This window comes from Streptomyces sp. NPDC041796, from assembly GCF_055590785.1.
On the sequence record NZ_JBVJAH010000008.1, the window covers coordinates 163,487 to 189,674 of the forward strand.

General features: G+C 72.3%; 25 protein-coding genes and 1 pseudogene. 15 read left to right on the plus strand and 11 right to left on the minus strand.

Annotated features, from left to right (window positions below):
• Window position 1 precedes the first annotated feature (1 nt).
• The 4 genes from ACZ6C1_RS18325 to melC2 all read left to right on the plus strand — a co-directional run bounded on the left by ACZ6C1_RS18325 (window position 2) and on the right by melC2 (window position 4,236).
• A complete protein-coding gene (locus ACZ6C1_RS18325) occupies window positions 2–1,948 on the plus strand; it encodes a fumarate reductase/succinate dehydrogenase flavoprotein subunit (protein ID WP_469242121.1) in 1,947 nt (648 codons plus the stop codon).
• Entirely contained in the window at window positions 1,945–2,697 is a 753-nt protein-coding gene (locus tag ACZ6C1_RS18330; protein WP_469242122.1) for a succinate dehydrogenase/fumarate reductase iron-sulfur subunit, read from the plus strand. The genes ACZ6C1_RS18325 and ACZ6C1_RS18330 overlap by 4 nt, the downstream gene beginning before the upstream one ends.
• A gap of 297 nt (window positions 2,698–2,994) precedes the next feature.
• Complete coding sequence (melC1, locus tag ACZ6C1_RS18335; RefSeq protein WP_469242123.1) at window positions 2,995–3,384, plus strand: apotyrosinase chaperone MelC1; 390 nt, start codon at window positions 2,995–2,997, stop codon at window positions 3,382–3,384.
• Between the two features lie 24 nt (window positions 3,385–3,408).
• Window positions 3,409–4,236, plus strand: coding sequence for a tyrosinase MelC2 (gene melC2 / locus ACZ6C1_RS18340; protein ID WP_469242124.1), 828 nt, complete (start codon window positions 3,409–3,411; stop codon window positions 4,234–4,236).
• Between the two features lie 162 nt (window positions 4,237–4,398).
• On the opposite strand, the gene ACZ6C1_RS18345 is transcribed toward melC2, so the two are convergent.
• Complete coding sequence (locus tag ACZ6C1_RS18345; RefSeq protein ID WP_469242315.1) at window positions 4,399–5,409, minus strand: LLM class flavin-dependent oxidoreductase; 1,011 nt, start codon at window positions 5,407–5,409, stop codon at window positions 4,399–4,401.
• A 57-nt stretch (window positions 5,410–5,466) separates the two neighbouring features.
• Here ACZ6C1_RS18345 and ACZ6C1_RS18350 point away from each other — a divergent pair, with 57 nt between their 5' ends.
• Window positions 5,467–5,955, plus strand: a complete 489-nt coding sequence (locus tag ACZ6C1_RS18350; protein ID WP_469242125.1) for a phosphatase domain-containing protein — start codon at window positions 5,467–5,469, stop codon at window positions 5,953–5,955.
• Here ACZ6C1_RS18350 and ACZ6C1_RS18355 read toward each other — a convergent pair whose 3' ends face one another.
• Window positions 5,956–6,183, minus strand: coding sequence for a dodecin (locus ACZ6C1_RS18355; RefSeq protein ID WP_469242126.1), 228 nt, complete (start codon window positions 6,181–6,183; stop codon window positions 5,956–5,958).
• A gap of 373 nt (window positions 6,184–6,556) precedes the next feature.
• On the opposite strand from ACZ6C1_RS18355, the gene ACZ6C1_RS18360 reads away from it, so the two are divergent.
• On the plus strand, window positions 6,557–7,825 hold the full coding sequence (locus ACZ6C1_RS18360; RefSeq protein WP_469242316.1) for an extracellular solute-binding protein: 1,269 nt from the start codon (window positions 6,557–6,559) through the stop codon (window positions 7,823–7,825).
• 197 nt (window positions 7,826–8,022) lie between these two features.
• The gene (locus tag ACZ6C1_RS18365) at window positions 8,023–8,901 is read left to right on the plus strand and encodes an SGNH/GDSL hydrolase family protein (protein WP_469242127.1); all 879 of its coding nucleotides are present in this window, start codon (window positions 8,023–8,025) and stop codon (window positions 8,899–8,901) included.
• Between the two features lie 229 nt (window positions 8,902–9,130).
• On the opposite strand, the pseudogene ACZ6C1_RS18370 reads toward ACZ6C1_RS18365, so the two are convergent.
• Window positions 9,131–9,307: pseudogene (locus ACZ6C1_RS18370) on the minus strand (AMP-binding protein); the annotation flags it as partial.
• A 124-nt stretch (window positions 9,308–9,431) separates the two neighbouring features.
• Here ACZ6C1_RS18370 and ACZ6C1_RS18375 point away from each other — a divergent pair.
• Complete coding sequence (locus tag ACZ6C1_RS18375; protein ID WP_469242128.1) at window positions 9,432–10,217, plus strand: GNAT family N-acetyltransferase; 786 nt, start codon at window positions 9,432–9,434, stop codon at window positions 10,215–10,217.
• Window positions 10,214–11,116 carry a lysophospholipid acyltransferase family protein gene (locus tag ACZ6C1_RS18380; RefSeq protein ID WP_469242129.1) on the plus strand — a complete coding sequence of 301 codons (903 nt, stop codon included), beginning with the start codon at window positions 10,214–10,216 and terminating at the stop codon, window positions 11,114–11,116. The genes ACZ6C1_RS18375 and ACZ6C1_RS18380 overlap by 4 nt, the downstream gene beginning before the upstream one ends.
• On the opposite strand, the gene egtD is transcribed toward ACZ6C1_RS18380, so the two are convergent.
• Genes egtD through egtA form a run of 4 tightly spaced genes read right to left on the minus strand, consistent with a single transcriptional unit; the run spans window position 11,011 to window position 15,357 of the window.
• A complete protein-coding gene (gene egtD / locus ACZ6C1_RS18385) occupies window positions 11,011–11,976 on the minus strand; it encodes an L-histidine N(alpha)-methyltransferase (RefSeq protein WP_469242130.1) in 966 nt (321 codons plus the stop codon). The two genes, ACZ6C1_RS18380 and egtD, sit on opposite strands and share 106 nt — an antisense overlap.
• Window positions 11,973–12,749 (minus strand): ergothioneine biosynthesis protein EgtC, encoded by a 777-nt coding sequence (egtC, locus tag ACZ6C1_RS18390; RefSeq protein WP_469242131.1) that lies wholly within the window; start codon window positions 12,747–12,749, stop codon window positions 11,973–11,975. The genes egtD and egtC overlap by 4 nt, the downstream gene beginning before the upstream one ends.
• Window positions 12,749–14,062, minus strand: a complete 1,314-nt coding sequence (gene egtB, locus ACZ6C1_RS18395; RefSeq protein WP_469242132.1) for an ergothioneine biosynthesis protein EgtB — start codon at window positions 14,060–14,062, stop codon at window positions 12,749–12,751. The genes egtC and egtB overlap by 1 nt, the downstream gene beginning before the upstream one ends.
• Window positions 14,059–15,357: an ergothioneine biosynthesis glutamate--cysteine ligase EgtA gene (gene egtA / locus ACZ6C1_RS18400; RefSeq protein WP_469242133.1), complete on the minus strand. Its 1,299-nt coding sequence runs from the start codon at window positions 15,355–15,357 to the stop codon at window positions 14,059–14,061. Before egtA ends, egtB begins: the two co-directional genes overlap by 4 nt.
• Window positions 15,358–15,493: 136 nt before the next feature.
• On the opposite strand from egtA, the gene ACZ6C1_RS18405 reads away from it, so the two are divergent.
• Entirely contained in the window at window positions 15,494–16,330 is an 837-nt protein-coding gene (locus tag ACZ6C1_RS18405) for a TIGR02452 family protein (RefSeq protein ID WP_469242134.1), read from the plus strand.
• Window positions 16,331–16,340: 10 nt separating this feature from the next.
• Here the strand turns inward: ACZ6C1_RS18405 and ACZ6C1_RS18410 are convergent, their stop codons facing one another.
• The gene (locus ACZ6C1_RS18410) at window positions 16,341–17,039 is read right to left on the minus strand and encodes an alpha/beta fold hydrolase (RefSeq protein ID WP_469242135.1); all 699 of its coding nucleotides are present in this window, start codon (window positions 17,037–17,039) and stop codon (window positions 16,341–16,343) included.
• A gap of 168 nt (window positions 17,040–17,207) precedes the next feature.
• Here ACZ6C1_RS18410 and ACZ6C1_RS18415 point away from each other — a divergent pair, with 168 nt between their 5' ends.
• The 3 genes from ACZ6C1_RS18415 to ACZ6C1_RS18425 all read left to right on the plus strand — a co-directional run bounded on the left by ACZ6C1_RS18415 (window position 17,208) and on the right by ACZ6C1_RS18425 (window position 19,989).
• Complete coding sequence (locus ACZ6C1_RS18415) at window positions 17,208–18,245, plus strand: LacI family DNA-binding transcriptional regulator (protein WP_469242136.1); 1,038 nt, start codon at window positions 17,208–17,210, stop codon at window positions 18,243–18,245.
• 37 nt (window positions 18,246–18,282) lie between these two features.
• Window positions 18,283–18,537 (plus strand): hypothetical protein, encoded by a 255-nt coding sequence (locus ACZ6C1_RS18420; RefSeq protein WP_469242137.1) that lies wholly within the window; start codon window positions 18,283–18,285, stop codon window positions 18,535–18,537.
• Window positions 18,538–18,798: 261 nt separating this feature from the next.
• Window positions 18,799–19,989, plus strand: coding sequence for a thiolase family protein (locus tag ACZ6C1_RS18425; RefSeq protein WP_469242138.1), 1,191 nt, complete (start codon window positions 18,799–18,801; stop codon window positions 19,987–19,989).
• Window positions 19,990–20,283: 294 nt separating this feature from the next.
• Here ACZ6C1_RS18425 and trxA read toward each other — a convergent pair whose 3' ends face one another.
• The gene (trxA, locus tag ACZ6C1_RS18430; protein ID WP_469242139.1) at window positions 20,284–20,658 is read right to left on the minus strand and encodes a thioredoxin; all 375 of its coding nucleotides are present in this window, start codon (window positions 20,656–20,658) and stop codon (window positions 20,284–20,286) included.
• A 124-nt stretch (window positions 20,659–20,782) separates the two neighbouring features.
• Here trxA and ACZ6C1_RS18435 point away from each other — a divergent pair, with 124 nt between their 5' ends.
• Entirely contained in the window at window positions 20,783–22,213 is a 1,431-nt protein-coding gene (locus ACZ6C1_RS18435; protein ID WP_469242140.1) for a dihydrolipoyl dehydrogenase family protein, read from the plus strand.
• A 148-nt stretch (window positions 22,214–22,361) separates the two neighbouring features.
• On the opposite strand, the gene ACZ6C1_RS18440 is transcribed toward ACZ6C1_RS18435, so the two are convergent.
• The gene (locus tag ACZ6C1_RS18440) at window positions 22,362–22,793 is read right to left on the minus strand and encodes a hypothetical protein (RefSeq protein WP_469242141.1); all 432 of its coding nucleotides are present in this window, start codon (window positions 22,791–22,793) and stop codon (window positions 22,362–22,364) included.
• Between the two features lie 78 nt (window positions 22,794–22,871).
• Entirely contained in the window at window positions 22,872–24,485 is a 1,614-nt protein-coding gene (locus ACZ6C1_RS18445; protein ID WP_469242142.1) for an alkaline phosphatase D family protein, read from the minus strand.
• A 135-nt stretch (window positions 24,486–24,620) separates the two neighbouring features.
• On the opposite strand from ACZ6C1_RS18445, the gene ACZ6C1_RS18450 reads away from it, so the two are divergent.
• Window positions 24,621–25,586 (plus strand): pirin family protein, encoded by a 966-nt coding sequence (locus tag ACZ6C1_RS18450; protein ID WP_469242143.1) that lies wholly within the window; start codon window positions 24,621–24,623, stop codon window positions 25,584–25,586.
• Window positions 25,587–26,188 lie beyond the last annotated feature (602 nt).

Here is a 26,188-nt window from a genome sequence, read left to right on the forward strand (position 1 = left end):
CATGACCTATCTGGACTACGAGATCGGCGCGCCGATCACCGACGACAAGGCTCCCCGGGGACCCATCGCCGAGCGCTGGGACAAGCGCCGCTTCGAGGCGAAGCTGGTCAACCCGGCCAACCGCCGCAAGCACACCGTCATCGTCGTCGGTACCGGCCTCGCCGGCGGATCAGCCGGCGCGACCCTCGCCGAGCAGGGCTACCACGTCGTCCAGTTCTGCTACCAGGACTCACCGCGCCGCGCCCACTCCATCGCCGCGCAAGGAGGCATCAACGCGGCGAAGAACTACCGCAACGACGGCGACTCCGTCCACCGCCTCTTCTACGACACCGTCAAGGGAGGCGACTTCCGGGCCCGCGAGTCCAACGTCCACCGCCTCGCGCAGATCTCCGTCGAGATCATCGACCAGTGCGTCGCCCAGGGCGTGCCCTTCGCCCGCGAGTACGGCGGTCTGCTCGACACCCGGTCGTTCGGCGGCGTGCAGGTCTCGCGCACCTTCTACGCCCGGGGCCAGACCGGCCAGCAGTTGCTGCTGGGCGCCTACCAGGCGCTGTCCCGGCAGATCGCGGCGGGCAACGTGGAGATGCACCCGCGCACCGAGATGCTCGACCTGATCGTGATCGACGGGCGGGCGCGCGGCATCGTCGCCCGCGACCTGATCACGGGCGGGATATCCACCCACTTCGCGGACGCGGTCGTCCTGGCGTCCGGTGGCTACGGCAACGTCTTCTACCTGTCGACGAACGCCATGAACTCCAACGCCACCGCCGTGTGGCGGGCGCACCGGCGCGGCGCGTACTTCGCCAACCCCTGCTTCACCCAGATTCATCCCACCTGCATCCCGCGCACCGGCGACCACCAGTCCAAGCTGACCCTGATGAGCGAGTCGCTGCGCAACGACGGCCGTATCTGGGTGCCGAAGGCGCGGGGCGACCGGCGGCCGGCGAACGAGATCCCCGAGGACGAGCGCGACTACTACCTGGAGCGGATCTACCCGTCCTTCGGCAACCTCGTCCCGCGTGACATCGCCTCCCGGGCCGCCAAGAACGTCTGCGACGAGGGCCGCGGTGTCGGCCCCGGCGGCCAGGGCGTGTACCTGGACTTCGCCGACGCCATCCGGCGCATGGGCAGGGCGAAGGTGGAGGAGAAGTACGGAAACCTCTTCGACATGTACGAGCGGATCACCGCGGAGAACCCGTACGAGGTGCCGATGCGGATCTACCCCGCCGTGCACTACACGATGGGCGGCCTGTGGGTCGACTACGACCTCCAGACCACCGTCCCCGGCCTGTTCGCCATCGGTGAGGCCAACTTCTCCGACCACGGCGCCAACCGGCTCGGCGCGTCCGCGCTGATGCAGGGCCTGGCGGACGGGTACTTCGTGCTGCCGTCCACCATCAACGACTACCTCGCCCGCAACCCGCTCACGGAGCCGGTCACCGACGAGCACCCGGTCGTACGGGAAGTGCTCGCCGAGACCGAGGACCGCCTGAACCTCCTGCTGGCGGTCGACGGGGACCGCACCCCCGACTCCTTCCACCGCGAGGTGGGCGAGCTCATGTGGGAGTTCTGCGGCATGGCCCGCTCCGACGAGGGTCTGCGCAAGGCACTCGACCGGATTCCCGCGATCCGCGCGGAGTTCTGGCGGCGGATCAAGGTCCCGGGTACGGGACAGGAGTTCAACCAGTCGCTGGAGAAGGCCAACCGCGTCGTCGACTACCTGGAGCTCGCCGAGCTGATGTGCCTCGACGCGCTGCACCGCTCCGAGTCCTGCGGCGGTCACTTCCGCGAGGAGTCCCAGACGCCGGACGGCGAGGCGGCCCGCAAGGACGAGGAGTTCTCGTACGCGGCGGCCTGGGAGTTCGCGGGGACCGGCGACGCCCCCGTCCTGCACAAGGAAGACCTCGTCTTCGAGTACGTCCACCCCACCCAGCGGAGCTACGCATGAGGCTCACCCTGCGCGTCTGGCGCCAGAAGAACGCCGACGCCCCCGGCGCCATGGCCACCTACGAAGTGGACGGCATCTCCCAGGACATGTCGTTCCTGGAGATGCTCGACACCCTCAACGAGGAGCTCATCCTCCGGGGCGAGGACCCGGTCGCCTTCGACCACGACTGTCGCGAGGGCATCTGCGGGGCCTGCTCGCTCGTCATCAACGGCGACGCGCACGGCCCCGAGCGCACGACGAGCTGCCAGCTCCACATGCGGGCGTTCGAGGACGGCGACACCATCGACGTCGAGCCCTGGCGGGCCGCCGCCTTCCCGGTGGTCAAGGACCTGGTCGTGGACCGCTCGGCCTTCGACCGGATCATCCAGGCCGGCGGCTACATCAGCGCCCCCACCGGCTCGGCGCCGGAGGCGCACGCCACGCCCGTGCCCAAGGCGGACGCCGACTTCGCCTTCGAGCACGCCGAGTGCATCGGCTGCGGCGCCTGTGTGGCGGCCTGTCCCAACGGTTCGGCGATGCTCTTCACGTCGGCGAAGGTCAACCACCTCAACGTGCTGCCGCAGGGTGCGCCGGAACGGGAGACGCGCGTCCTGGACATGGTTCGCGTGATGGACGAGGAGGGCTTCGGCGGCTGCACCCTGACCGGTGAGTGTGCCACCGCCTGCCCCAAGGGCATCCCGCTGCCGTCCATCGCCGCGATGAACAAGGAGTGGCTGCGGGCGACACGCAAGGCGCCGCGCCGCACCTGAATCAGGACAGTCTCAGGGCGTGACCCCTACCACGCCAACCGCCCCGGGGCGAAAGATTTTTCACGAAGTTGCCACATTCGCTGAAAGACTTTCGTTCCGGGGTCTCTTTCTGTCTCGCATCAGTAAGATCAACTCCGTTCAATTCTGCACTATAGATACCGAGTTGCCCGAATCACGGCTCACCGACACGTGCGGAATTCCCGGCTCCGGAAACCCCCGATAGTCATGGGTCGTGCCGGGGGCAATTGACCACACCCCCGGCGGCACCCGACCACCGCATCACACAGGGGGTTACCCATGACCACCATCACGCGCCGCCGAGCCCTCGGCGTCGCAGCCTCGGCCGCCGCGGGCCTCGCCGCCGGGCGCGCCCTCACGGCTCCCACAAAGGCCTCCGCCGCGTCCGCCCACCCGGGCACCGCACCCGAGGAGTTCGACGAGATCTACCTGGGACGCCATATACAGGGAGCCGCTTCCCACGGCGACGGCCACCACGGGCACGAGGGCCACGGCGGCGGCTACGCCGTACGCGTCGACGGCCGGGAACTCCACGTCATGCGCAACGCCGACGGCACCTGGATCAGCGTGATCAACCACTACGAGCCGCTCGCCACACCCCGCGCCGTCGCCCGCGCCGCGGTCCGCGAACTGCAGGGCGCCTCGCTCGTACCCGTCGTCACCGCCTGATCGCCACCCGGAGCCGCGACCACCATGACCGTACGCAAGAACCAGGCCCAGCTCAGCGCCACCGAGAAGCGCACCTTCGTCAACGCGGTGCTGGAGCTCAAGCGCACCGGCCAGTACGACACGTTCGTCACCACCCACAACGCCTTCATCATGAGCGACACCGACAGCGGCGACCGGGTCGGGCACCGCTCGCCGTCCTTCCTGCCCTGGCACCGGCGGTTCCTCCTGCAGTTCGAGCAGGCCCTCCAGGCCGTCGACCCGACCGTCGCCCTGCCCTACTGGGACTGGACCGTGGACCGCACGCCCCGCGCGTCCCTGTGGGCGCCCGACTTCCTCGGCGGCACCGGCCGCGCCCGTGACGGCCAGGTCACCGACGGCCCGTTCGCCCGCTCCGGGAACCGCTGGACGATCTCCGTACGCGTCGACGGCCGGGACTACCTGCGCCGCGCCCTGGGCGCCGGGGGCCGTCAACTCCCCACCCGCGCCGAGGTCGACAGCGTCCTCGCCATGGAGACGTACGACATGCCGCCGTGGAACAGCGCCTCCGACGGCTTCCGCAACCACCTCGAAGGCTGGCGCGGCACCAACCTCCACAACCGCGTCCACGTCTGGGTCGGCGGCCACATGTCCACCGGTGCCTCCCCGAACGACCCGGTGTTCTGGCTCCACCACGCCTTCATCGACAAGCTGTGGGCCGACTGGCAGACCCGCCACCCCCGCTCCGGCTATCTGCCCACCGCCGGCACCCCCGACGTCGTCGACCTGAACGACACCATGCGCCCCTGGAACGACGTCACCCCGGCCGACATGCTGGACCACACCCGCCACTACACGTACGACACGGCCGCCTAGGGTTCCCGGACCGCCGCGAGGTACGGCGCGGTGCGGCCGCCCGCCGCACCGCCACTCGGCCGGCCTACCGGTGGCGACGATCCGCCCCCGTCGCCACCGGTAGGCCCCGGAACGATCCCCCCGGCCCGCGGTGGCTCTCCACCACCGGGCGCGACCGCCGGATCAGGCGTGTGCACCGGTCAGACCCGCGACACGGGCCAGCCCGGCATAGGAGTCCCGCAACGCCGCACGGTCGTACGTGCTGGTCGTGACCATGATCTCGTCGGCTGCCGTCTCCTTCACGACCTTCTCCAGCGCGTCCCGCACCTGCTCCTCGGTGCCGTGGACGTGGCCGCACAGCGCCGACTCGTAGAACTCCCGCTGCCGGTCCGTCATGGTCAGCCGCTCGATCCGCTCCGGCGGCGCGAGCGGCGGGAAGACCCCCCGGGTGCGCGAGTACGCCAGGGACCACGCCTCCGGCATCAGCAGCCGCGCCGCCGCCTCCTCCGTGCCCGCGACCGCGACGGTACCCGCGACGATCACGTACGGCTCCTGGGACCAGACGGACGGGCGGAAGTCCGCGCGGTAGCGTTCGATCGCCGCCACCACCTTCGACCGGCCCTTCAGGTCCCCCATCACCAGTGGCAGCCCCGCGTCCGCGGCGATGGCCGCGCCCTCGCCGGTGGCCAGGACGTACGGAGGCACCCGCAGCCCCTCGGCGGGGCGGGCGTGCACCTGGGGATGCGCCGACTGCGTCCCCGTGAACCAGCCCAGCAGCTCCGCCAGCCGACCCGCGAAGTCGTCGGCGTCCTTCTTGTCACGGCCCAGCGCCCGCCGTATCCCGTCCGTGAAGCCCACCGAACGGCCCAGGCCCATGTCGATCCGCCCCGGGAAGAGCGACTCCAGCACCCCGAACTGCTCCGCCACCACGATGGGCTGATGGTTCGGCAGCATCACCCCGCCGGTACCCACGCGGATCGTGCGCGTCGCGGCGGCGACGGCTGCCGCCAGCACGGTCGGGGCCGAACCCGCGACACCGGGCACACCGTGGTGCTCCGAGACCCAGAAGCGGTGGTAGCCGAGCCCCTCCAGCTCGCGGGCGAGGTCCACGGTGGCGCGCAGGGCCTCCCGGCCGTCCTCGCCCTCGCGGGTGCGGGACCGGTCCAGAACCGAAAGACGCGTCGCAGCGATCAATGAGCTCACGCCCTGGTTCAACGCCTCTGCCCGGTGAGGATTCCCTACGCTGGGGGCGTGACACGAATCAGCAGGCCACTGGCCGTATTCGACCTGGACAACACGCTGTCCGACGCCGGCCACCGGCAGCGCTTCCTGGAGCGCAGGCCGCGCGACTGGGACGCCTTCTTCGCCGCCGCCCCGAAGGACCCGCCGCTCGCGCGGGGTGTGGAGCTGTGCCTGGAGGCGGCCGAGGACTGCGACGTGGTGTACCTCACCGGACGGCCCGAACGGTGCCGTGTGGACACGCTCACCTGGCTGGCCGACCACGGCCTGCCCGAGGGCCCGGTCCACATGCGCCGCAACCAGGACCGCCGCCCGGCCCGGGTCACCAAGCTGGAGATCCTTCGCCGGCTCTCCGCGAACCGCGAGATCCGGATGCTGGTCGACGACGACGAACTGGTCTGCGACGCCGCCGAACGGGCGGGCTTCCGGGTCGTACGGGCCCGCTGGGCCCAGAGCTCCCAGGCGCTCGAGGAGGCCCAGGAGAAGGAGGGGCGGACCTGATCAGTCGGCGGCCCCGGCGCCCTCCTCCAGACGGAAGCCGACCTTCAGACCCACCTGGTAGTGGGCGATCCGCCCGTTCTCGATGTGCCCCCTGATCTGCGTGACCTCGAACCAGTCCAGGTTCCGCAGCGTCTCCGAGGCACGCGCGATGCCGTTGCGCATCGCGTCGTCCACGCCTTCGTGCGAGGTGCCGACGATCTCGGTGACGCGGTAGGTGTGGTGCGACATGGGGTCTCCTCGTTCGCCCGGTCGTCATCGTCCGGTGGTGCGTCCTTCCACGGTGCACCACCACGCCCGGGTCCGCGCGGCAACGGGTCAGGGGTGGGGCGTCGCCCCCCGCGTTGCCCCCGACCCACCGCTCGACCTCGCCCGGAACCCGCCGCTCGGCCCCGCCCCGAACCCGCCGCTCGACCCCACCCTGAACCCACGGCTGACCCCACCCTGGACCACCGCTCGACCCCGCCCCTCGACGCTCACCCCTTGACCCCCCTCTTGGTCTATACCAAAATCCAGCCATCACGCCCGCGGCGAACCCGCTTCGCCTCCCCCCACGTCGGGTCCACTGTCCTCGCACACGCAAAAGGTGGCCTACGTGACGTCCGTGAAGAAGCGCTTCCTGGCCTGCGCCTGCGCGCTCATGTCCGCCCTGCCCGGGCTGACCGGGTGCGGCGTCCTGCCCGGTGTCGGGGAGGACGACACCCGCACGGTGACGGTGTGGCTGATGAAGGGCAGCGTCTCCGACGCCTTCCTGGAGCGGTTCACCACCGCCTACGAGAACGACCACCCCGGTGTCGAGCTGGAGGTCACCTTCCAGGAGTGGACCGGCATCGGCAAGAAGGTCACCGCCGCGCTGGAGAGCGACGATGCCCCCGACGTGATCGAGGTCGGCAACACCCAGGTCGCCCAGTACGCCGAGACCGAACTGCTGCACGACCTGACGCTCGAATCGGTGCGGGACCTCGGCTACGAGGAGTGGCTCCCCGGCCTCGCCGAACCCGGCAGGATCAACGGCGCCCAGTTCGGCATCCCCTGGTACGCCGCCAACCGCGTCGTCATCTACCACAAGGACCTGTTCGCCCGGGCCGGCATCACCACGCCGCCCAGGACCCGCGAACAGTGGCTGGAGGACACCGAGAAGCTCGACGACGGCCCCGGCGGCACGCAGGGCATCTACCTCGCGGGGCAGGACTGGTACACCCTCGCCGGGTTCGTCTGGGACGAGGGCGGCGAGCTCGCGGTCGAGAAGGACGGCACGTGGACGGGCACCCTGGACAGCCCCGCCGCACTGCGCGGCATGGCCGTCTACAAGGACCTCCAGGCACTCGGCGAGGGACCCAGGAACGCCGACGAGGAGACCCCGCCGCAGGCGCACGTCTTCGCCAGGGGCGACGTCGCCCAGATCATCGCGCCGCCGAGCGTCGCGGCCGCCATCGAGGAACGCAACCCCGCCCTCAAGGACAAGCTCGGCTTCTTCCCGATTCCCGGCAGGACCGCCGACAAGCCGTGCGCGGTCTTCACCGGCGGCTCCGACCTGATCATCCCGCTGAACTCGGACGACCGGCACGCCGCCCTGGGAGTCGTCGCGGCCCTCGCCGGCGAGAAGTGGCAGACCGACCTCGCCCGCACCATGAACTACGTCCCCAACAAGGCGTCCCTCGCCGGCGCCGTGGAGGGCCAGGAGGCGACCGCGGCGATGGCCGTCGGCGCCGCACGCGGCCGGGCCACCCCCAACTCGCCGGAATGGGCGGCCGTGGAGGAGGCCAACCCGATCAAGCCGTACATGACTGCGGTCCTGGAGGGCGAGTCGCCGAAGCGCGCCGCGAAGACCGCCTCGGCGAGGATCACCGCCATCCTGAGCGGCGACCGGTGAGCCGGAGGCTGCGCCGACCGGGTGAGCGTCCCGGACCGGGGAGAAGCGGATCGACGAGCGTGCCCGCCTGACCGCCCCCGGCGGTGGAGGCCGTCACGCCGCACCCGGGGCGGGGAACAACCGGAATAAAACAGGCAGCACGCTGGAACGGGTGGAACCGCACGACTTACGTCACTCCCGCGAGAAGGGGTCGCCCGGTGAGATTCGTCCCGCGCAGTTTCCTTTCGGTGTCCGTCACCGCCGGAATGCTCGCCTGTCTGGGAGCGGCGCCGGCGGTGCCCGCGGCAGCGGATGAGCCTCTCCGGTACGTCGCCCTCGGCGACTCCTATGCCGCCTCACCGCAGGTTCCGCCGCCCGACGTCTCCAACCTGCTGTGCCTGCGCTCACTCGCCAACTACCCGCACGCCGCCGCCAAGGCCCTGGGCGCCGAGCTGACCGACGTCAGCTGCTCGGCCGCCACCGTCGAAGACCTGAGCGGCTCCCAGTACCCGGGCACCGGAGCACAGTACGACGCGCTGTCGTCCCGGACCGACGTCGTCAGCATCACCGTCGGCGGTGTGGACACCGGCCTGCCCGGCCTGGCCCTCGCCTGCCTCAACCTCGGCCCCAAGCCCGCGGGGGTCAGCTGCGCCGCCGGGAACACCGCGGGCGGCTCCGACAAGGTGAAGGCCGTCATCGACGCGTGGGCGCCGAAGTTCGGGGCGGCACTGGACACGATCCACCGCCGGGCCCCCCGCGCGAAGGTGTTCGTCGTCGGCTACGGCAACGTGATCCGCCCCGGCGGCTGTTTCCCCGTCCAGCCCGTCTGGGACACGGACGCCGACTACCTCCACAGCGTGTTCCAGCACCTCGACACCCGGTTGAGGCAGGCGGCCCGACAGCACCGTGCGCACTTCGTCGACACCTATCGCCTCGGCATCGGGCACGATGCGTGCGCCGCACCCGCCGACCGCTACATCGAAGGGTGGGTACGCACCCGCGCCGCCATGCCCCTGCACCCCAACGCCAACGGGGCCAAGGCCGTCGGCCAGGCCCTCGCCACAGCGGTCCGGCGCGCGGCCCCGTCGGCGGGCTGACAGACACCCGGCTCCACGGTGGTGGGTCCGTCGGTACCGCCGCCGGCCGTCCCGGTGACGGCCGGTCACCACCAGGGCCGCCGTCCGGCGTGCGCCGCGCGAGGTCTCCGGTGCGGAGGTGGCCGTCGGCGGTGAAGGAGCGTGCGTCGAGGCCGGGCGCCCGGTAAGAGCCTCGCGGCGTGCACGGACCGCGGACGAGGAGTTCGCAGGGCTCCCCGTGGGGCACGTCCCGGCCGTCGGCGTCGACGATGCGGATCTCGTCGTGGGGCGACAGCGGGCGGCCCCGAGTGGTGAGCACGGTCTCGTCCGGATCGTCGGGCCGGGTGAGGGTGAGCGGCCCTTCGGCCGTGCCGGAGGCCCGCTGGAGGCGACAGCCCCATGCGGGACCCCTCCGCGTACCGGGCATTCAGCCGTCGCACACCCACTCTCCGCCGCCCGGTCATGTCGAATCCAGCCGGCCACGGAAGAAGTAAGGGGCCGGGCCGGCGCAGCCGCGGTCCGGGTCCCTCCCTCCGGCACAGGAGACCACCATGCCCGCAACACCCGCCGCGCTCGCCCACCCCCCGCTCGCCCCCGCGGCCCCGCAGCCCCGTTACGTCGTCTCGTTCGCCCAGGACCAGGAGGACGTGCGTGCCGCCCAGCGGCTGCGCCACCAGGTGTTCGCCGGGGAGCTCGGCGCGCACCTCGACGGGCCGGAACCGGGCCTGGACGGCGACGAGTTCGACTCGTACTGCGACCACCTCCTGGTACGCGAGGAGGCCACCGGCGACATCGTCGGCACCTACCGGCTGCTCCCGCCCGACCGCGCCCGCATCGCCGGCCGCCTCTACTCCGAGAGCGAGTTCGACCTCACCCGTCTCGCCCCGATCCGCGACGACCTCGTCGAGGTCGGCCGGTCCTGCGTGCACCCCGCCCACCGCAACGGCGCCGTCATCTCCCTCATCTGGGCCGGCATCGCCCGCTACATGACCCGCACCGGCCACACCTGGCTGGCCGGCTGCTGCTCCCTCCCGCTCGCCGACGGCGGCGCCCTCGCCGCCACGACCTGGGACACGGTCAAGGCCAGGCACCTCGCCCCGGAGGAGTACTGGGTCACCCCGCACAAGCTCTGGTCCGCCGACGGCGTCACCCGGCCCACGGGACGCACCGAACTGCCCCCGCTGCTGCGCGGCTACCTGCGCCTCGGCGCCTGGGTCTGCGGGGCGCCCGCCCACGACATGGACTTCGGCGTCGCCGACCTGTACGTCCTGCTGTCGCTGCGCCGCACCGACCCCCGCTACCTGCGCCACTTCCTGTCCCTCGCCCCGGTGCGATGAGCGCGTGGCTGCCCATCGCGCCCTGCACGCCCCACCACTGCGCCCGTACGCCGGGGCCGGTGGCCTCCCGCGTCCGGGCCGTGGGGCGGCTGACGGCGGGTGTCCTGGCCGTCCTCGCCGGTGTGCTCCTCGCGCCGCTCACCGCGCCCCTCGGCCGCGCCGCCCGCGACCGGGCCACCCGGCTCTGGTGCCGGACGGTGCTCAGCGCCTTCGGCGTCCGCGTCCGCGTCACGGGTACGCCGGGGGCCGTCCGGGGCCTGGTGGTCGCCAACCACATCTCCTGGCTCGACGTACCGCTCGTCGCCGCCGTCCTGCCCGGCCGGATGCTCGCCAAGAGCGAGGTACGAGGGTGGCCGCTGCTCGGCCCGCTCGCCGCCCGGGGCGGCACCCTCTTCGTCGAGCGCGACCGGCTGCGCGCCCTGCCCGGCACGGTCCGGGGCATCGCCGGGGCGCTGGGGAGCGGCTCCCGCGTGGTGGTGTTCCCCGAGGGTTCCACGTGGTGCGGCCGCGCCGGGGGCCGGTTCCGGCCGGCCGCGTTCCAGGCGGCGCTGGACGCGGGCGCCGCCGTCCTGCCCGTACGCATCGCCTACCACCCGCCCGGCCCGGCGGCCTTCGTCGGGGACGACCCGCTCACCGCCTCCCTGTGGCGCGTCGCGGCGGCCGGCGGGCTCACCGCGGAGATCCGGATCCTCGCCCCGATCCCCGCCGGCCGGCACACCGACCGCCGCTCACTGGCGCGCGCGGCTCAGCGGGCCGTGCACGCGCCCACCGACCCGCCCGCACACACGCCCGTTCACACGGCCGTCGCCAGCGACAGCGCGAACCGCCCGTCGTCGTCCGTCCACCAGTGCGCCAGCTCCATCCCGGCGGCCGCCAGCTCGCCGCGCACCCCCTCCTGACGGAACTTCGCCGACACCTCCGTACGCATCTCCTCACCGGCCTCGAAGGTGACCGCCAGATCGAGCTGAGGGATCTTCACGGTCAGCGCCTCCCGGGCCCGCAGCCGCATCTCGATCCACTCCTTCTCCCGGTCCCACACCGCGACATGGTCGAAGTCGGCCGGATCGGCGTCCGCGCCCAGCTCACGCGCCAGCACCGCCAGCACGTTCTTGTTGAACGCGGCCGTCACGCCCGCCGCGTCGTCGTACGCGGCGACCAGCGTCTCCTCGTCCTTCACCAGGTCCGTGCCCAGCAGCAGCGTGTCACCCGGAGCGAGCAGCGAACGCACCGAACGCAGGAACACCCTCCGCTCCTCGGGCAGCAGATTGCCGATCGTGCCGCCCAGGAAGGCCACCAGCCGGGGCCCCGGGGTGCCCGGCAGGGCGAGACCGCGGGTGAAGTCGGCGATCAGGGCGTGGACCAGCAGCCCCGGGTGCTCGGCGGTCAGCGCCTCGGCCGCCCCACGCAGCGCGCTCTCACTCACGTCCACCGGTACGTAGTTCTCCAGCCCCGGCAGCAGCGCCTCGATCAGGTGCCGGGTCTTCTCCGACGAGCCCGAGCCGAGCTCCACCAGGGTGCGGGCACGCGTGGCGTCGGCGATCTCCGCCGCACGCGCGATCAGGATCTCCCGCTCCGCCCGCGTCGGGTAGTACTCGGGCAGGCGGGTGATCTCCTCGAACAGATCGCTGCCCCGTGCGTCGTAGAACCACTTGGGCGGCAGGTCCTTCGGCGTACGGGTCAGCCCGTGCAGGACGTCGGCCCGCAGATCGGCGCCGGTGGCGTCCTCGGGGAGGGTACGGGTCAGGAGGAACGGGCTCACGCGGGCGGCTCCTTGAGCGGGGTCAGAAGGACATCGGTACGGGTCGCGGCGAGCACGGTGCGGTCGGGGACCTCGCGCCAGCCCGGATCGTCGTCGTACGGCTCCGAGGCCACGACCGTGCGGCCACGGCCGGGTTCGGCCAGGTACCACAGGGTGTCGCCCCAGGCGGTCGCGCAGACCGTCTCGCCATCGGTGAGCAGCAGGTTCAGGCGCGAGCCCGGGGCCGCGGCGGCGACCTCCAGCACGGTGTCGGCCAGCGCCTGACCGGGCTCGTCACCGTCCCGCAGCCGGTGCAGGACCAGCGCCCACACCAGAGCGGAGTCGTTGCGGGCCTCCAGCGACAGCACCTCCTCGGCCGGGAGCCGCGCGGCGAGCGCCGCCAGGGACCCGGGCCAGCCCTTGACCGCCCCGTTGTGGCTGAACAGCCACGGCCCGGCGGCGTACGGCGCGGCGGCGGCCTCCGCGTCGGCGCCGGACAGCGTGGCGTCCCGGACGGCGGCCAGCAGGGCCCCGGTGCGCACCACCCGGGCCAGGTCGGCGAACGACAGGTCGGCCCAGATCGGCCCGGCGCGCCGGTACCGGGCCGGTACGGGATCGCACTCCCCGTCCCCGTCCCGGTCCGCGTACCAGCCGACGCCGAAGCCGTCCGCGTTCACCGTCCCGTACCGCTGGCGACGCGGCTCCCAGGACTGCCGGTACAGGCCGTGCACCGGCTCCACAAGAACCTCACCGAGCCGTACGGCGGGCCCCACATAGGCGATATGGCGGCACATCAGGCTCCCCCCGCGTCCCTCGCGGTGCGGAACCCGGAGAAGATCTGCCGCCGCACGGGCAGGTCCCAGTTGCGGAACGTGCCCCGGCACGCCACCGGGTCGACGGCGAACGAACCACCACGCAGCACCTTGTGGCCCGGTCCGAAGAAGACCTCCGAGTACTCCCGGTACGGGAAGGCGACGAATCCGGGGTACGGGAGGAAGTCGCTGGACGTCCACTCCCACACGTCACCCATCAACTGCCGTACACCCAGCGGCGACTGCCCCGCCGGGTAGCTCCCCGCGGGTGCGGGCCGCAGATGGCGCTGGCCCAGGTTGGCGTGCTCGGGTGTCGGGTCCTCGTCACCCCACGGGTAGCGCAGCGAGCGGCCCGAGACCGGGTCGTGGCGGGCGGCCTTCTCCCACTCCTCCTCGGTCGGCAGCCGGCGCCCCGCCCAGCGGGCGTACGCGTCGGCCTCGTACCAGCTCACGTGCAGCACCGGCTCGTCCTCCGGCACCGGCTCCACGACACCGAACCGGCGCCGCAGCCACTGCCCGCCCTCCCGGCGCCAGAACAGCGGCGCGCCGATGCCGTGCTCGCGGATCTGCGCCCAGCCCTCCGGCGCCCACCAGCGCTCGTCGCCGTAGCCGCCGTCCGCGATGAACGCCATGTAGGCGCCGTTGGTCACCGGCACCGTGTCGATGAAGAAATCGGGTACCACGCGCGCGTGCGCCGGCCGTTCGTTGTCCAGCGCCCACGGTTCCGCCGACGTGCCCATGGTGAACGGGCCACCCGGCACCCGCACCTCCGCGGGCAGACCCACCGTGCCCGGGCCCGGCGGCGGCTCGGGGGCGTCCAGCGCGGCGGGCCCGCGCCGTAGCTGGTGCGTGATCAGCATCGTCTCGTCGTGCTGCTGCTCGTGCTGGGCGATCATCCCGAAGGCGAACGCCGCGTCGACCAGCGGTCGGCCACCCTCCAACGGGGTGCGCTCCAGGACGTCGAGGACCCGGCCGCGTACGTCGGAGGCGTAGGCACGTGCCTCGGCGGGCGCCAGCAGCGGCAACGTGGGCCGGGTGGCCCTGGGGTGCTCGAACGCGTCGTAGAGGGAGTCGATCTCCGGGCGCAACGCCTCACGTCCCGCCACGGCGCGCAGCAGCCACTGCTCCTCCTGGTTGGAGATGTGGGCCAGGTCCCAGACCAGGGGGGACATCAACGGGGAGTGCTGGGAGGTCAGTTCGCCGTCGTCCACACAGTCGGTGAGCAAGGCGGTGCGAGCCCGGGCGGTGGTCAGCGCGTCCAGCGCCAGCCGCCTGAGCCTCTCGGGGTCGGTCATGTACGAAGGTCCTTCCCGGGCGCCCCGGTCACGGTCACGGGGAGCAACTGGTCGTCGGCGGGACATCGGCCCCGCAGGACATGGCGCTCGTGGAACGCGGCGACGGCGTCCAGGACGGCGGTGGTGGCGCCCCTCCGCGGGAGGGCCTCCAGCGCGAGCGCGAAACAGGCGACGGCGGCCCGGTGCAGGGCGGGCGAGGTCAGGCCGTCACGCGCGGCACCGCGCCACAGCGCGTCACGCGGCGGCGGCGCCCCGTCCGCACCGGTCGACGCCGCCAGCGGTTCGACCACGCGGTACGCGCCCTCCGCCGCCTCCGGGTCGTCGAACAGCGCGGTCGTGACGGCGAGCGGCACGATCCAGCCGTCCTCGCCCGCCTGGGCGTCGATCATGCGCAGCTCGAGGTGGCCGCGCGGCCGGACCGGCGGGAACAGCGTGGTGAGGTGGTAGTCCAGGTCCGCGCGGGTGGCGGGTCTCGGCTCCCCGGACCGCAACCACTGCCGTAACGTCAGGGCCTCGGGAACCGTCCACGGCCCGTCCCCGCCGCGGACGCACATCACCGGCGCGTCCAGGACGTGCGCCGCCCACGCGGCGCGCGGCTCCCGACCGGTGTCCGGCGCCGTGCCGCGTACCGGATCGAGATCGGCCCACAGGCCCTGCCGGGTGGAGCGCAGACCGGACGGTTCGCCGTGCAGGGTGGGGGAGTTGGCGAACGCGGCGACCAGGACCGGGCCCAGCAGATGGGCCAGGCGCCAGCGCCGCTCGAAGCCCAGCGGCCCGGGCTCCTCGTGACCGGCGTCGAGGCACACCTGCACGGAGGCGGAGTCACGCATCATGGCGCGCCCCGCCGGACCCGTACGGTCCAGGTAGCGCTCCATCGCGTCGTACCGCGGCTCGTGCAGCAGGCGGTCGCGCGGCGGGGACCAGGGATCGGTTCCGGAGCCGGTGAGGGTGAGTCCCAGGACGCCCAGCGCCGCCCGTACGGCCGCCAGATCGGCCGAGACGGTGGTGACGCAGTCCATGAGGGACGCGGCGGGCGGCGAGCTGAGCTCCAGCTGCCCGCCGGGTTCGACGGTGAGTGCCGACTTCAGCGGCAGGGCCCGCAGTGCGCCGAAGGCGGTGCGGAGCCGGTCGGGGGTGACGGGGAGGCGCGGGAGGCGCAGGTCATGGACGAACCATTCCAGTTCGACCCCGACCGTGCGAGGGGGTCCGGTCTTGAAACAGATACAGCGCAGCAGGTCCTCCGCCTCGTCCTCGGCGAGCGGACCGCCGCTGTCCGGCACATCGCTCAGGGGCATGCGGGCTCCTCCAGTCGAAGGGCTGTCCGAAAGCGTTCCGTCCCACCTAAGCCACCGGTCCGTGATCGCACAAGAGTGCCCTCCGAGGCGGAAATCCGGTTGCCTCATGCTCGAATGATTATCGACGATGCCGGGTATGAGTGCACGTCTGCGAGGCATCGCGAAGGACACCGAGGAGATCGTGGCCGTGGGCCGGTACCAGGCCCCCGACGGCCGGACGGTCACCATAGGACCCCAGGTCACGGCCAGTCTCGAAGGGACCGCGATGTACGGTCCGGAGCCCGTCCCGGTGACCCCGGACACCGACCGGAGCACCCGTATCGAGGTCACGGGCGAGTCCAGCCTCGAAGCGGCCCACCGCCTCACCGGCGCCGCGCCCGCGTCCCCCGTCGCCGTCCTCAACTTCTCCTCCGCCCGCAACCCCGGCGGCGGCTACCTCAACGGCGCACAGGCGCAGGAGGAGGCCCTCTGCCGTGCCTCGGCGCTGTACGCCACACTGCTGCGCGTCCCTGAGTTCTACGACCACCACCGCGCCGAACGCAGCCCCTTCTACACCGACCGGGTCATCCATTCACCGGGCGTCCCGGTCTTCCGCGACGACCGGGGCCGCCTGCTCAACTCCCCTTACGGCGTGGGATTTCTCACGTCCCCGGCACCCAACGCCGGGGTGATCACCAGCCGCACCCCCGAGGACGCCGGAGGCATCCCGGCCGCGCTCGCCTCCCGCTCGGAAAGGGTGCTGGAGACAGCGGTGGCGTGCGGCTACCGACGACTCGTGCTGGGCGCCTGGGGGTGCGGGGTCTTCCGCAACGACCCCCGGCAGGTGGCCGCCGCGTTCCGGGCGCTGCTGACCGGGGAAGGCAGGTTCGCCCGGCACTTCGACGAGGTCGTCTTCGCGGTCCTGGACCGGACGCGCGGGGCGACGACCCTGGGCGCGTTCCGCGACACGTTCGCGGCGGCCACCGCCACCTGACCGGGGCGGATCAGACCCACCCCTCCAGCGCCGCCATGAAGGCGTCGAAGTCGTCCCGGTGGATCGTGTGTCCGGCCCCCTCGACCGTCCGGACCTCGAAACCGCGCTCCCTGAGCAGAGCGGCCCGCTCCGGTGACACCAACTGGCTCGGATCGGCAAGCGTCACCAGCGACGGGACGACGGGTGCGGGCGGCAGCAGGTCCGTCCCGGCGACCGGCTCCAGCCCGTACGCCGTCGCCTCGTCCCACACCTTCAGCGTCTCCAGCTCGATGTCGACGTCCACCACGTCCCAGCGCGGGTTCATCGCGGTGACCTGCTCCCTCGTCGCGGCCTTGAACCCCGCGAACAACTCGCCCCGGAAGCCGTCCTCACCCGCCGGAAGGTGCCACGCCGGGTCCGAGTAGACCGCCCGGCGCGGTGCGAGGCGCTCGACGGCGAGTGACAGCGTCAGACCACCGAGCGAGTGCCCGATGGCGAGGTCGGCGCCCGTCGGCAGGGTGGCGACCACGTCGTCGGCGAAGTCCCGCGCCGTGTACGTCCGCGCTCGCCCACTGGCGCCGTGGCCGCGCAGGTCGACGGCGAGGACGCGGTAGCCCCGCTCCGCGAGGGCCGGTCCGACCCGCCGCCAGGTGCGGTGGTCGGCCATGATGCCGTGGATGAGCAGGGCGACACGATCGCCCTCGCCCCATGTGATGGTGTGCAGAAGCATGGTGATGCCTTCCGGGCGCGGAGTGCGGGGCGCTGCCCTCCGGGAGGACGGGGAGCCACGCGGTAGGCGATGACACGTGTCAATTGGCAGGTTGAGGACTGTGTAGCACCCCCTTCCTGCCATCCGCCAGACCCGGGAGGGCACCGATCTGGAAAGATGCGGAGAGCGATGACCCAGACACCCGTTCCGCCACCCGCCGGACCGCCGGCCCCGCGTCCCGTTCCGACCAGCGCCGATGTCGCCCGGCTGGCCGGAGTCTCCCGGGCCACCGTTTCGTACGTGCTCAACAACACCTCGGCCGTACGGATCAGCGAACCGACCCGCCGTCGCGTGCGTGAGGCCGCCGAGGAGCTGGGTTACGTCCCGCACGCCGCCGCACGCAGCCTGCGCGCCGGCCGAACCCGGATCGTGCTGCTGCCCACCGCGCACGTCCCCGTCGGGCCGCTCTACGGCCACTTCTTCAACGAACTCCAGTGGGCGTTGCGGCGTCTGGACTACACGGTCGTCCAGTACGGCAGCATGGGTCTGGACGGGGACGAGGCGGCCCGCGCCTGGGCGGAGCTGCGTCCCGTGGCCGTGGTGTCGTTCGGCTCGGTGGAGCTCACGCCGTACGGGGTCGACGTCCTCAAGCGGTCGGGTGCGAGGGCCGTGATCACCCTCGGGCCGCGGCCCGTCGAGGGCGCCCACAGCCTGGCCATGGACCACGGCCGGGTGGGCGGCTGCGCGGGGGCCCATCTGCTGGAGCGCGGCTACCGGCGCATCGGCGTCGTGATGCCGGAAGAGGCCGGTCTCGAGCTGTTCTCCGAGCCCCGCCTCGAAGGGATGCGCCGTGCCGTGTCCGGCACCGGCGCGGAGGTGGTACCGCTGCCGCTGGCCTACACGGAGGAGTCGGCCGAGGCCCTCGCCGCCCGCTGGCCCGCCCTCGGCCTGGACGCCGTCTTCGCGTACAACGACGAGTACGCCATGCTCCTGATGCGCGCCCTGCTGGACGCGGGCGTGTCCGTACCCGGCGACGCGGCGGTCATGGGCGCGGACGACCTGCTGCTCGGCAAGCTGTTGCGGCCCCGGCTGAGCACGGTCCAGATCGACATGGAGACCGGCCAGCACCTGGCCGAGCTGGTCGACCGCGTGGTCGCCGACCCGGACGGTACGCCGGGCGGGCAGGACCTGATGGCCGCCCGTGCGATCCACCGCGAATCCACCTGACGTGCGGCGCGGGCGGAACGTCTCTAGCGTCGCCTGCATGAGCACACATCCGCAGCGCTTCGAAATCCTGCTGGTGCCCGAGCACGTGGAAGGGCGCGACGCGGCGGACCTCGCCCGGAGCGCGATCCGCTCGGCCGTCGTCGAAGCCACGGGCGAGAGGGGTGCCTCGGGCTATCCCCACTACTCCGGCGAGGGCGTGGAGGCCGACATCGACCCCGAGACCCGCACGGTGGAGGCCCTGCTGGTGGACGGCGCGGAGCTGGACTACGGGCTGAGCGTGCGTATCCGCTGACCACGGACGTCGACCACCGGTTCCGTCACGACCACCGGGTCGGTCCCGACCACCGGTTCCGTCTCGACCGCCGGGTCGGTCCCGACCGCAGCGTCCGTCTCGACCACAGGTCCGTTTCGGACCGCCCGTCGACCGGGCGGTCCGGCGACCATGGTCCGTTGACATGCGGCGGGCGCCGGGCGGAGACTCGGGCGAGGCCGGAGATGAAGATAACTTCACCTGGCGAACAAGCGGTCACGAAGTCCTGTGGGAGAGCACCCGATGAGCATCCGCGACGTCTACATCGTCGACGCCGTCCGCACGCCGATCGGCAAGTTCGGGGGCGCCCTCTCCTCCGTACGGCCGGACGACCTGGCCGCGCATGTCGTCAAGGCGCTCATGGACCGCACGCCCGCCCTCGACCCCGTACGCCTCGACGACGTCTATTTCGGCGACGCCAACGGGGCCGGCGAGGACAATCGCGACGTGGCCCGCATGGCCGTCCTGCTCGCCGGGCTCCCCGTGTCCGTGCCCGGTGTGACCGTCAACCGCCTGTGCGGCTCCGGGCTGGAAGCCGTCATCCAGGCCGCCCGGGCCATCGCCGTCGGTGACGCCTCGGTCGTCCTCGCCGGTGGCGTGGAGTCGATGTCGCGGGCGCCGTGGGTGCTCCAGAAGCCCGAGCGGGCCTTCCCGGCCGGTCACCAGCAGCTTCACTCGACCACGCTGGGCTGGCGCATGACCAACCCGAGGATGCCCGCCGAATGGACCGTTCCGCTGGGTGAGGGCGCCGAGCTGATCGCCGACAAGCACGCGATCACCCGCGAGCAGCAGGACGCCTTCGCGCTGGCCAGCCATCAGAAGGCCGCCGCCGCCTGGTCGGAGGGGCTGTACGACGCTGAGGTCGTGCCGTACGGGGGAGTGGACCTCAACCGCGACGAATGCGTACGTGACAACACGTCCATGGAGGCGCTGGCCAAGCTGAAGCCGTCCTTCCGCACCGGCGGCACCGGCACCGTGACAGCCGGAAACGCCTCACCGCTCAACGACGGTGCCGCCGCGCTGCTGCTGGTCGACGAGGAGGGCCTGAAAGCCTGCGGCCGCGAGCCGCTCGCCCGTGTCCGCGCGTCGGCCGTCACCGGCATCGAGCCGCAGCTCTTCGGGCTCGGACCGGTCGAGGCGGTGCAGCGTGCCCTCGCGAAGGCGGGGCGCACCTTCGCCGACCTCACCACGTTCGAACTGAACGAGGCGTTCGCCGCTCAGTCGCTGGGCTGCCTCGCCGAGTGGCCCGAGCTGGACCCCTCCGTGGTGAACCCGCGTGGCGGCGCCATCGCCATCGGCCACCCGCTGGGCGCCTCGGGCGCCCGCCTGGCCGGTTCCGTGGCCCACCAACTGGCGGCCGCGGGCTCGGGGACCGGCCTCGCGGCGCTGTGCATCGGGGTGGGCCAGGGCCTGGCGCTGGTACTGGAACGCTGAGAGGCGCGGCCGGCCGCGCCGCCCGGGCGGTCGCGCCCGCACCAAGGCCTCGTCCGGGCGCGGCGGCATCTGCGGCCCTGCACGAGGGCCAGGCGCGGTGGCATCCGCTGCCCTTGCACGAAGGCCCTGGCATCCGCTGCCCTTGCAGGGAGCCTGCACGAAGGCAGCCCCAGTGGCGCGCCCCGCACCAAGCCCTGCTCCAGGGCGGTGGCGCGACCCCGCCCCCGCACGAAGGCCTTCTCAGGTGGTGCTGGGCCCACCGTGCCCAGGGGTCCAACCGCACAAAGGTCTTTCTCAGGCCTCGGCCTCGGTCTTCCCCTGCTCGATGGACTTGCGCACCTCGTCCATGTCCAGCTTGCGGGCCTGTCCGATCAGGTCCTCCAGGGCCGCCTCGGGCAGCGCCCCGGGCTGGGCGAACACGGCGACGTTGTCCCGCACGATCATCAGGGTGGGGATCGACCGGATCTCGAACGCCGCGGCCAGCTCCGCCTGCGCCTCCGTGTCGACCTTGGCGAACACCAGGTCCGGGTGGCGCTCGGAGGCGCCCTCGAAGACCGGCGCGAACTGGCGGCACGGCCCGCACCAGGCAGCCCAGAAGTCGATCAGGATGAAGTCGTTGTCCGTCACGACCTGATCGAAGTTGTCCTTGGTGAGCTCTACGGTGCTCATGCTGCCTACCTCTTCCGGTATACGTGGGGATCGCCCCGGACCCCGGACAACCGTGCCCGGAGCCGCGCTATTCCGACTGCCTGCCCATGTGGCCACGGCGCACACGTACGACCAGACTGACCGCATGACGCAAACGGTGGAGTACGACGTCGTGGTGGTGGGTGCCGGTCCCGTCGGGGAGAACGTGGCCGATCGGGCCGCCGCCGCGGGGCTGAGCGTCGCGGTGGTCGAGAGCGAACTGGTCGGCGGCGAATGCTCGTACTGGGCGTGCATGCCCAGCAAGGCGCTGCTCCGTCCCGCCCTCGCCCGTGCGGACGCCCGCAAGGTTCCCGGCCTCCGGGGCGCCGTGCAGGGCCCCCTGGACGCCCCCGCGGTGCTCGCCCACCGCGACGCGTACGTGGCGCACTGGAAGGACGACGGCCAGGCCGGCTGGCTCGACTCGATCGGCGCCCGTCTCCACCGGGGCCACGGGAGGCTGGACGGAAGCAAGAGGGTCACCGTCGAGGGCCCCCAGGGCGAACGGCAGGTCCTCACCGCCCGGCATGCCGTCGCCCTGTGCACCGGCAGCCGCGCCGTCGTGCCCGACCTGCCCGGCCTCGCCGACGCCCGGCCCTGGACAAGCCGCCAGGCGACCAGCTCGCAGCGGGTGCCAGGCCGGCTCGTCGTGGTGGGCGGGGGAGTGGTCGGTACCGAGATGGCCACCGCCTGGCAGGCGCTCGGCTCCCACGTCACCGTGCTGGTACGCGGGCGGGGCCTCCTCCCGCGGATGGAGCCGTTCGTCGGCGAGTACGTCGCGGGCGCGCTGACCGAGGCGGGCGCGGACATCCGTACCGGCGTCTCCGTCACCGCCGTCGAGCGCCCGGATCCCGCCGGACCGGTCACGGTGGTCCTGGAGGACGGCGGGCGCGTCGAGGCCGACGAGGTCCTCTTCGCCACCGGTCGCGCCCCGCGCACGGACGACCTCGGCCTGGAGACCGTCGGCCTGGAACCGGGCTCCTGGCTGACCGTCGACGACACCTGCCTGGTCGACGGGAGCGACTGGCTGTACGCGGTCGGCGACGTCAACCACCGCGCCCTCCTCACCCATCAGGGCAAGTACCAGGCCCGTATCGCCGGAGCGGCCATCGGCGTCCGCGCCGACGGCGAGGCCCCGCTCGACACCGGCGTCTGGGGTGCGCACGCCGCGACCGCGGACCACGCCGCCGTGCCCCAGGTCGTCTTCTGCGACCCCGAGGCCGCGTCCGTCGGCCTCACCCTCGCCGAGGCGGAGGCGGCGGGCCACCGCGTACGGGCGGTCGACCAGGACCTCGCCGCGGTGGCGGGCTCCGGCCTCTACGCGGACGGCTACCGGGGCCGCGCCCGCATGGTCGTCGACCTCGAACGCGAGATCCTCCTCGGCGTCACCCTCGTCGGCCCGGCGGTGGGCGAACTGCTCCACTCCGCCACGATCGCCGTCACCGCCGAGGTGCCGATCGCCCGCCTGTGGCACGCGGTTCCGGCGTACCCCACGATCAGCGAGGTGTGGCTCCGGCTGCTGGAGGGCTACCGGGGCTGACCGCCCGCCCGAGCAGCTGCCCCGCCCAGGGCTCAGGAGGAGGCCCGACGGGGGTGTCACCCCTGGGGAAATACCCCACGCCGATGTCACCCGCGTACGGGCGCGCGTGCGGCGCACCTTCCGGCAGGCGGCCTCCGGCCCTCCCCGTTCAGCACTTCACGGATGTCTGCGAGGCGGCGATGGCACGGTCCAGCGCCTCCAGCTGGGGCCTGATCCGCTGGGCGGCCTGCGCCCCCGTGGTGCCGCCGGGCAACTCGTCGATGGCTCTGCTGACCCGGTCGTACGCGTCCGAGACGGCACCCGCCCGCGCCTTGCGCACGCCGCGCGCGCTGCGCGCCACGAGGTCGAGGTCGTGGGCGACGTCCTCCCGGAGGTCCCTGAGCTCGTCGCGCCCTCGCGACCTGGGGCTCAGGTCGGCCATCCTGCCCGCGTCCATCCGCAACGCCCCGAGGTCCTCGCACAGCGCGTCGACGGCGGCCAGCGCCCGTTGCTTGGGTGTGAGGGCGTCGGCGGAGCACCCCGCGAGGGTGAGCAGGGCCGCCGCCGACACGAGCACGGTCCGGTAGGTGAGGTCGCCCATGGCCCCATGCAATGCCGGGCGGGCCCGGCGTGCCCGTGGGTGGCGCCGAACGGGTGAACCGCGCGCCGCCGGCCACCGTCAGGCGGGGTGGAGGCCGGGCATGCCCGTACCGGTGGAGAAGGAGGCGGCCGTACTCAGCGTGCCACCCGGCCTGGTGACGGTGGAGACGGTCTTGAAGTCGATCTCGGCGGCGGTCTGACCGAGCCGGATGACGGTGTAGCCCCGGCGGCCGTCGTAGAACTTCAGGTGCGGGTTGGCCTGGGTGAGGCTGTTCCAGTTGCCCGGTCTCGCGGCACCGTCCCGGCCGCTGGTGACGGACGTCGTGGAGATCTCGGTGCCGACGACGCGGGAGGCCGGGTTGTTGAAGTCCGCCTTCAGGTCGAAGGCGTACCCGACGTGGGCGTCACCGGACAGGACCATCAGGTTGTCCAGACCGGCGGAGACCGCGCCGTCCAGGAGGCGCTTGCGGGAGGCGCCGTAACCGTCCCAGGCGTCCATCGAGACCTTGTAGTCGGCTGTGGGGGTGCTGCGCCGCTGGGCGAAGGTGACCTGCTGGGGGACGACGTTCCACACGACGTCCGAGGCCTTCCAGCCGTCGAGGAGCCAGCGTTCCTGTTCGGCGCCGGTCATGGTGCGTGCGGGGTCCTCGGACTCGGGTCCGGGTGTCTGCCAGCCGTCGCCGTAGGCCTGGTTGGAGCGGTACTGCCGGGTGTCCAGGATGTCGAACTGGGCCAGCGGCCCGAAGCGCAGCCGCCGGTACAGCCGCATGTCGGCACCCACCGGCTGCTGCGGCGGACGCAGCGGCTGGTTCTCCCAGTACGCGCGGTACGCGGCGGCGCGGCGCAGCAGGAACTCCTCGGGCGGTACGCCGTTCTCAGAAATCGCTCCTGCGTAGTTGTTCTCCGTCTCGTGGTCGTCCCACGTCACGACGAACGGGTGCGCGGCGTGCGCGGCCTGCAGATCGGCGTCGTTCTTGTAGAGGGCGTACCGCAGCCGGTAGTCCTGGAGGGTGACGGTCTCCTGGTTGAAGTGCGCGGGCAGCCGCCGGTCGGTGTAGCCGCGGTGGCCCCCGGCGGAGTCGACCCCGTACTCGTAGATGTAGTCGCCCAGGTGCACCACCATGTCCAGGTCCTCGGCGGCCAGGTGCTTGTACGCCGTGTAGTAGCCGTCGAAATAGGCGGCGCAGGCGACCGCCGCGAAGTTCAGGGAGGGCACCCAGTAGGAGTCGGGCGAAGGGGCGGTACGGGCACGCCCCACCGGGCTGATCCAGGCGCCCGCGCGGAAACGGTAGTAATAGAAGCGGTCCTCGCCGAGCCCCGGCACCTCCACATGGACACTGTGGGCGTACTCCGGGTGGGCGGTCGCGGTCCCGCTCTTGATGACGGCGAAGAATCCCTCGTCGTACGCCACCTCCCACTGCACCTCCACCCGCTGCGCGGGCAGCCCGCCGTCCGGCTCGTACGGACTGGGCGCGAGCCGCGTCCACAAGAGGACGGAATCCGGCAGAGGGTCACCGGAGGCGACACCCAGGGTGAAGGGATACGCGCTGATCTTCCGCGCGTCCAGTACGGCGGGGCTCGCCGCACCGGCGGCCGGCAGGTGCGTGGTGAACGCCAGGGCGGCCGCGGCGGCGGCCACCGTGAGGAAGTTGCGACGCCCCATCAGCCGGGCGGCGGCACGGAGCTCGGGCATGTGAGTTTCCATATGGCACGTCATATGCCCGCTTTGCTCCGCTTGTTGCCCCGGCATACGGGTGGTATGACGCAGCGGAGGCCAAGCCTGACAAACCCTCACCCGGGAGGCGCTCCCGCGACTAGGTTGGGCGGTATGAGCAACCTTGATCGTCAGGCCGCGCTCTCCGTCTGCGGCGGCCGGGGGTTCGTCGTCGCCGAGCCGGTGCGAGAGCTCCTCAGCCCCCGCCGCGTACAGCTCGGTGAGTCCACCGAGGTACGCCGCCTGCTGCCCAACCTCGGTCGTCGCATGGTCGGCGCCTGGGCCTTCGTCGACCACTACGGCCCCGACGACATCGCCGACGAGCCCGGAATGCAGGTGCCGCCCCACCCGCACATGGGCCTCCAGACCGTCAGCTGGCTCCACGAGGGCGAGGTTCTGCACCGCGACAGCACGGGCAGCCTCCAGACGGTACGCCCGCGCGAGCTGGGCCTGATGACCTCCGGCCGGGCGATCTCCCACTCCGAGGAAAGCCCCCGCCCGCACGCCCGCTTCCTGCACGGCGCCCAGCTGTGGGTGGCCCTGCCCGACGCCCACCGTCACGTCGACCCCCACTTCCAGCACCACGCCGACCTCCCGCGCGTCACGGCGCCCGGCCTGACGGCCACGGTCGTCCTCGGCGAGCTCGACGGCGCGCTCTCACCCGGCACCACCTACAGCCCCCTGATCGGCGCCGACCTCGCCCTGACCCACGGCACGGAAACGAATCTGCCGCTCGACCCCGACTTCGAGTACGCGGTCCTCTCCATGTCCGGCGAGGTCCACGTCGACGACGTCCCGGTCCTCCCCGGCTCGATGCTCTACCTCGGCTGCGGCCGCACCTCCCTCCCCCTCCGCGCCGCATCGGACGCGGGACTGATGCTCCTGGGCGGTGAACCGTTCGAGGAGGAGATCGTCATGTGGTGGAACTTCGTGGGGCGGAGCCACGAGGAGATCGAGCAGGCGCGCGCCGACTGGACGCATGGCTCCCGCTTCGGGGAGGTGGAGGGGTATGCCGGGGGTCGGCTGCCCGCCCCTGAACTCCCGCCTGTGGCGCTGAAGCCACGGGGAAGGGTCCGTTGACCTGCCCTGTCAAGACATGGGTGGGCGCCCTCTTGTAGGGGGAATCAACTCGGTGGCCGTGAAGCGGAATCGCGTGCTAGATGTCGCTCGCGATCTCCGGCGAGGGCGACTGTCAGTGCAAGGTGTGGTCATGCCCAGGCTGCTTCGGTAGACCCAATGTGACCCGACGCTGACTTTGGTGACTAGGTGCCAGGTTCTGTCGGTTGCTGTTCTGGTTGGCGTGGGGGCTGCGGTACCGCGACCGTTGCTCGTCTTCAGGGGAGGATCGTGTCCCTGAACGGCGCCCTGTTGAGGACGGACAGGTCGTCCAGATGTCGCTCCAGCCGCCACAGGCGGGCGCTGTCCCGGTCGGTGCAGACGGCCCGAGCCGGCTCCTGGCGACGCAACCGGTCCTGCGCGAGCCGCGGTTCGACCCCGCGCAGGGGCGTGTTGGTGGCTCTGGGCCCGGTCGGCGTGTCGCTGGGGGAGTAGCAGGGTGAGTCCTGCGTATGTGCGGACGCAGAGGGAGCCGTTGATCCATCTTCGGTTTGGGGCCGGATCCGTGACGTCGTGGTCCAGCAGGTCAGGCGCCCGCGCGTCGCCCGGGTGGGGGGCTCGGTTCT

Bases quoted from the DNA above. Each gene is read 5' to 3' on its own strand.
- ACZ6C1_RS18325 (WP_469242121.1), top strand. From the start codon at position 2: ATGACCTATCTGGACTACGAGATCGGCGCGCCGATCACCGACGACAAG.
- ACZ6C1_RS18330 (WP_469242122.1), top strand. From the start codon at position 1,945: ATGAGGCTCACCCTGCGCGTCTGGCGCCAGAAGAACGCCGACGCCCCC.
- melC1 (WP_469242123.1), top strand. From the start codon at position 2,995: ATGACCACCATCACGCGCCGCCGAGCCCTCGGCGTCGCAGCCTCGGCC.
- melC2 (WP_469242124.1), top strand. From the start codon at position 3,409: ATGACCGTACGCAAGAACCAGGCCCAGCTCAGCGCCACCGAGAAGCGC.
- ACZ6C1_RS18355 (WP_469242126.1), bottom strand. From the start codon at position 6,183: ATGTCGCACCACACCTACCGCGTCACCGAGATCGTCGGCACCTCGCAC.
- ACZ6C1_RS18375 (WP_469242128.1), top strand. From the start codon at position 9,432: ATGCCCGCAACACCCGCCGCGCTCGCCCACCCCCCGCTCGCCCCCGCG.
- ACZ6C1_RS18380 (WP_469242129.1), top strand. From the start codon at position 10,214: ATGAGCGCGTGGCTGCCCATCGCGCCCTGCACGCCCCACCACTGCGCC.
- egtC (WP_469242131.1), bottom strand. From the start codon at position 12,749: ATGTGCCGCCATATCGCCTATGTGGGGCCCGCCGTACGGCTCGGTGAG.
- egtB (WP_469242132.1), bottom strand. From the start codon at position 14,062: ATGACCGACCCCGAGAGGCTCAGGCGGCTGGCGCTGGACGCGCTGACC.
- egtA (WP_469242133.1), bottom strand. From the start codon at position 15,357: ATGCCCCTGAGCGATGTGCCGGACAGCGGCGGTCCGCTCGCCGAGGAC.
- ACZ6C1_RS18405 (WP_469242134.1), top strand. From the start codon at position 15,494: ATGAGTGCACGTCTGCGAGGCATCGCGAAGGACACCGAGGAGATCGTG.
- ACZ6C1_RS18410 (WP_469242135.1), bottom strand. From the start codon at position 17,039: ATGCTTCTGCACACCATCACATGGGGCGAGGGCGATCGTGTCGCCCTG.
- ACZ6C1_RS18415 (WP_469242136.1), top strand. From the start codon at position 17,208: ATGACCCAGACACCCGTTCCGCCACCCGCCGGACCGCCGGCCCCGCGT.
- ACZ6C1_RS18420 (WP_469242137.1), top strand. From the start codon at position 18,283: ATGAGCACACATCCGCAGCGCTTCGAAATCCTGCTGGTGCCCGAGCAC.
- ACZ6C1_RS18425 (WP_469242138.1), top strand. From the start codon at position 18,799: ATGAGCATCCGCGACGTCTACATCGTCGACGCCGTCCGCACGCCGATC.
- trxA (WP_469242139.1), bottom strand. From the start codon at position 20,658: ATGAGCACCGTAGAGCTCACCAAGGACAACTTCGATCAGGTCGTGACG.
- ACZ6C1_RS18435 (WP_469242140.1), top strand. From the start codon at position 20,783: ATGACGCAAACGGTGGAGTACGACGTCGTGGTGGTGGGTGCCGGTCCC.
- ACZ6C1_RS18440 (WP_469242141.1), bottom strand. From the start codon at position 22,793: ATGGGCGACCTCACCTACCGGACCGTGCTCGTGTCGGCGGCGGCCCTG.
- ACZ6C1_RS18445 (WP_469242142.1), bottom strand. From the start codon at position 24,485: ATGCCCGAGCTCCGTGCCGCCGCCCGGCTGATGGGGCGTCGCAACTTC.
- ACZ6C1_RS18450 (WP_469242143.1), top strand. From the start codon at position 24,621: ATGAGCAACCTTGATCGTCAGGCCGCGCTCTCCGTCTGCGGCGGCCGG.